The 4,611-nt window shown below is 43.3% G+C and carries 4 protein-coding genes; 1 reads left to right on the top strand and 3 read right to left on the bottom strand.

What is annotated here, in order from left to right; translation table 11 throughout:
• The coding region (locus DDR33_RS13200; protein WP_317047447.1) for an exo-beta-N-acetylmuramidase NamZ family protein at positions 1 to 1,270 on the bottom strand (1,270 nt) is incomplete at its 3' end.
• 53 nt (positions 1,271 to 1,323) lie between these two features.
• On the opposite strand from DDR33_RS13200, the gene DDR33_RS13195 reads away from it, so the two are divergent.
• On the top strand, positions 1,324 to 2,544 hold the full coding sequence (locus DDR33_RS13195) for an ABC transporter permease (RefSeq protein ID WP_202913738.1): 1,221 nt from the start codon (positions 1,324 to 1,326) through the stop codon (positions 2,542 to 2,544).
• Positions 2,545 to 2,546: 2 nt separating this feature from the next.
• Here the strand turns inward: DDR33_RS13195 and DDR33_RS13190 are convergent, their stop codons facing one another.
• Positions 2,547 to 3,890 carry a hypothetical protein gene (locus DDR33_RS13190; RefSeq protein ID WP_109416266.1) on the bottom strand — a complete coding sequence of 448 codons (1,344 nt, stop codon included), beginning with the start codon at positions 3,888 to 3,890 and terminating at the stop codon, positions 2,547 to 2,549.
• Complete coding sequence (locus DDR33_RS13185) at positions 3,874 to 4,437, bottom strand: RNA polymerase sigma factor (RefSeq protein WP_109416265.1); 564 nt, start codon at positions 4,435 to 4,437, stop codon at positions 3,874 to 3,876. The genes DDR33_RS13190 and DDR33_RS13185 overlap by 17 nt, the downstream gene beginning before the upstream one ends.
• Positions 4,438 to 4,611: the final 174 nt, after the last annotated feature.

Genomic DNA, 4,611 nt, shown 5'->3' with positions numbered 1-4,611 from the left:
ACTCGTAAATCAAGTATTTCTCTCTCTTTTTCTTATATTCTGATAAAGCGGGTTCCCAGCTTTTGCGGATCTCCTCTTCCTGTTTGCCAGCAACGATCTGTTGTCTCAGCTTTTCGGTACCTGCGAGCTTGTCAAAATTACCGATCTGCTTACTCTGTTTGAAATCAAAAAACTTTTCTTTCTCAGGATAAGCATTATAGAGTTCCAGTAACCATTGCAGGTTTATCTTTCCCGTTCTTCTGAAGATATCTGTGTCATAAGTGCGTAGATCGATGCCGTAACATGCCTGGTCCATATGCAAGGGTGTCTCACTCATGCCCTTGATGCTGACAGGTGTAAAGTTGAAACTATATTTGCCCACCAGCTTTGGGCTTCCTAAAACCTGAAAAGGAAACTGAGTGCCCCGCCCCTGACTGATAATAGTGCCTTCAAAAAGGCAGAGAGAAGGATAGAGCAGGACAGACTGAGCTGTGTTTAAATTTGGAGATGGTTTAACGGGCAGCGTATAAGGCATATCGTGCGTGTAATGTTGCATCTTCACAATTTTCAACCTGCATGTGATCCTGTTTTTTAGCCACCTTTCCCCGTTTATCATCTTCGCATATTCTGCAATGGTCATTCCATGCAATACTGGAACGGGATGCATGCCGATAAATGACTGAAATTGCTTTTCGAGGACAGGCCCGTCAACGTAAAAGCCGTTGGGATTTGGCCTGTCAAGTATAATAAGCTCTTTTTTGTTTTCAGCACAGGCTTCCATCACGTAATGGAGAGTTGATATATAAGTGTAAAAACGTGCGCCTACATCCTGGATGTCAAAGATCATCACGTCAATACCCTTCAGGTCCTCTGCCGAGGGTTTATAATTCTTTCCATATAGCGAAATGACGGGGATACCTGTTTCGGGGTCAGTATCGTTGCCGACTTTCGCCCCTGCACTTGCATGGCCTCTGAATCCGTGTTCGGGGCCGAATATCTTTACAATATTGACCTTTCTTTTGCGAAGGCTGTCGACGCCGTGCGTGGATTTAATCACGGAAGTCTGGTTGACAACCATCCCAACCCTTTTACCTTTCAAATAAGGGATATATTTTTCGGTTTGATCTGCCCCTGTAATGATCTCTTCATTGCTCTTTTCCTGTACCGTTGAACCTGGAATTTCCTGAGCCTGTGAGGGCATAAAAAGGGTTACAAGGAGAAAGCCGGATAATAGATGCCGGGATAGTATCTGCCATGGGCCTGTTTTGAATAAAACGAATTTAGTACTCATAAAACAAATGGTAGAATTTGCATATTTGCTAAAGTACAAAAAAAAGACAGAGCTTGAATTTCTCAGCATTTATAGCAAGAAGAATAACATTAAAATCAAAGCGGACATTTTCGAAGCTTAGTGTGCGGATCGCCATTGTCGGTATCATGCTCAGCCTGGCTGTGATGATCCTTTCTATAGCTGTAATGCGGGGATTTAAGGCCGAGATCAGGGAGAAAGCCCGGGGGTTCTCAGGGGATATTGTGGTGCTGAAATATGATCTGAACGGGTCTTTCGAAAACTCCCCCTTTTCGGTAGCTGCCGATACCCTAAAGATGATTAAGTCGTTCCCCGGGATACAGTATGCTGAACCTTATGCTTATAAGCCGGGGATCATCAATGCGAATGATGAAATTGAGGGAGTGGTACTGAAAGGCGTGGATAAGACGTATCAATGGGACTACTTCAAAAAGATACTGGTAGCCGGACGGGTGATCGACTTTTCTGACAGCCTGAAAGCACGCAGTCAGATTATCATTTCCCGGCATATAGCCGAACGCCTTCATCTGAAAGTGGGGGATGACCTCCTGATGTATTTTGTTCAGGAACCCCTGAGGAAGCGGAAGTTCGTTATTTGCGGGATATATGATCTTGGGATTGAAGAAGTAGATAAAACCTATGTCATCGGTGATATTTCTTTGATCAGGCGGCTTAATAACTGGTCGGATAAAGAGGTAGGCGGATACGAACTAAGGGTCAACGACTTTAACAAGCTGGACGAGGTAGCAACGGAGATTTATTATAAACTTCCTGTTAAGCTCAGATCGATGTCGATAAAGGAATTTTATCAGACGATCTTCCAGTGGTTGTCGCTCCTGGATATCAATGCCCAGGTAATCCTGGTACTGATGCTTGCTGTTGCCGTCATTAACATGGTTTCAGCTTTGCTGATCATGATCCTTGAACGCACAAATATGATCGGGATATTAAAAGCTCTGGGGAGTACCAACTGGAGCATTCAGAAGATCTTCCTGGCGAATGCTGCTTACCTGATAGGGGTTGGGATGCTGCTCGGGAATGTATTGGGGATAGGCCTGGGGGTATTCCAGGCTAAAACTCATTTCTTTCAGCTGGACCAGGCTTCCTATTATATTTCGTTTGTGCCCGTAGAATTGAATGTCGCTGACATTATTCTTCTTAATGCCGGTACATTAATCATTTGTCTGCTCATCCTGGTCATTCCATCAACTATGGTGTCAAGAATTGCTCCTGTGAAGGCAATAAGCTTTAAATAATATTACCGTGTGCTGAAATTAAGCTTAAGATTTATACCAGCTGCTCCAAAACGGATGTCCTGACTCCCGAGTCCTGCCAGCGGGTATTTAACAAAGGGTTCAAAAGAGAGTTTACTTTGTTTACCTACAGGGTATCCAAAACCTACCGAGAGATTCAGCATCCTGGCAAAATCGAAGCTGGAAGCCTTAGTGGTCGTCTCTTCCTCGGTTTTTGAATCTCCAACCAGGTATGAGTTATTAGAATATTTGTAGGTATACGATTCGTCTATAAAGATATTAGAGCTGAGGCCGGCAGCTACGTACAGATCCCTCTTATTCTCCAGGAACATATACTTAATATTTACCGGGATATCCAGTCCCAGCAGGGACGCATCGTAGCCATCTACCGAATAAGTCCTGGCCGATGTTCTGGTTGTAAAATTAGTGGTGAGCTCCTGTTTCTCATCAAAAGCGACCGGAGCTGACATGGTAATAGTTTCCTTTTGCGCTGGTGCATTATCGAACTTCAGGGTGTTCTGGGCTAGAGTAACTCCTGTAGATATTTTCAGTTTTTTACTGACCGCCAGTTCAGACAACAGTCCGACCCCGGTATTTACACTTGTTTTGCTTCCTTCAGAGTAATTAAAGAAGCTTCCGGCAAAGACGCCCACAGAAACTTTGCTTCCTTTTTTTGCTTCCGGTTTTCTGTCATTGGGCAGATCCTGTAGCCTGGCTAATTTTTCGGCAGTCGATAAAACAGGTTCGTTCTGAAGAAGTAAAGCAGAAGGAGAAGTTTCAGCGGGTTGTTTCCGGGCGTAGACCGGAGACCGGAAAGATTCAGTTGTGTCTTTTTGAGTAGTAAGACTGCTAACTACACGATTAGCATCTGTATTTTGAGAAGCTTCCTCCGCTGGTGTAACAGTGTAGAATTCTTCCGTTTTCCTTTCAACGTTTGTTTGTGGCGGAACAGAAGAAACAGCAAGGCGCGTGGGTTCGGTTCTCTTTATAGTCCTGTCTGGCGTATTTGATGATGTTGCGAGTGCTGCTACCGGTGCAGTATTGTTATTATTTTCGTCTTTGGTTCTTGTCTGTTCTGTCCCGGTAGTTTTGCCGGGGCTTAAAGCATTTTTATGGTATCCTGTCATTGCTCCGGTGTTTTCACCCGATTCCATGAACATCCAGATTCCGGCGCATAACAAAATTACTGCGGCCGCCGAGCTGATCCAATACAGTAATTTCGGGCGTTCTTTTCTTCCCGGAAAGCTCTTTCTAAGTTCCTGCCATCCGGCATTGGCCGAATCGTCTTCGTAATTGTCGAATACGAGTTTTATCCTGTCAGAAAGCTTTTTATCAAACTGGTCGTACATAATTGCCCTCCTGTTGATTCCAGTATTTCCTAAGTTTTTCTTTTGCTCTGCTCAGATAAACCCTTGAAGAGCTTACCGGAATACTGAGCATACTGCTGATTTCGTCATGATTGTATCCATCTATCTCATAAAGATTAAATACCACTCTGTGTAGTTCCGGCAGGTCGTCCATTAAATGAAGAATATCCTTAACAGACAGGTTTTCTATAGCTTCAGCGGCTCTGCCTACATACACCGCTTCATCAATGTCCACATTGTTTAGAAATTTCAGGTTTTTACGCCTGTGATCTATCGCTGTATTAATAACAATCCTACGAAGCCACGCTTTAAACGGTTGCGTGTCATTGAAGAACTCTATAGCTTTAAAAACTTTAATAAATGAATCGTTCACCACTTCCAGTACATCCTCACGATCAGAAAGATATCTCAAACCAACACCCATTGCATAGCCATAGAAATGCTTGTAAAGCTTTTCCTGGAACTTTAACTCCCCTGATTTGCATTTCAGGACGAGTTCCTGCTCGGAAATACCGGTTTTCTTATACATTAATCGGCCCCTTTGCCTGTTTATGCCCTGTTGATATCAGTCTCTAACAATCAGTTATCCTTCTGTCTTTTAAATAAATATAAAAAGAAAACAGGTATAAAAGCCTGTATGTACTTTTAGATACGCAGAAGGAGACTATTACGCTACAAAGAAAAGGAAAAAAATCAGCAAATA

The organism is Pararcticibacter amylolyticus (assembly GCF_003130405.1).
GTDB classification, from domain to species: Bacteria; Bacteroidota; Bacteroidia; order Sphingobacteriales; family Sphingobacteriaceae; genus Arcticibacter; species Arcticibacter amylolyticus.
The sequence above is the reverse complement of the archived record's forward strand: the minus strand, read 5'-3'. Positions and strand labels throughout refer to the sequence as shown.

What these genes read in the sequence shown, in the direction of transcription:
- DDR33_RS13190 (WP_109416266.1), bottom strand. Translation starts at nt 3,890, where the DNA reads ATGTACGACCAGTTTGATAAAAAGCTTTCTGACAGGATAAAACTCGTA.
- DDR33_RS13185 (WP_109416265.1), bottom strand. Translation starts at nt 4,437, where the DNA reads ATGTATAAGAAAACCGGTATTTCCGAGCAGGAACTCGTCCTGAAATGC.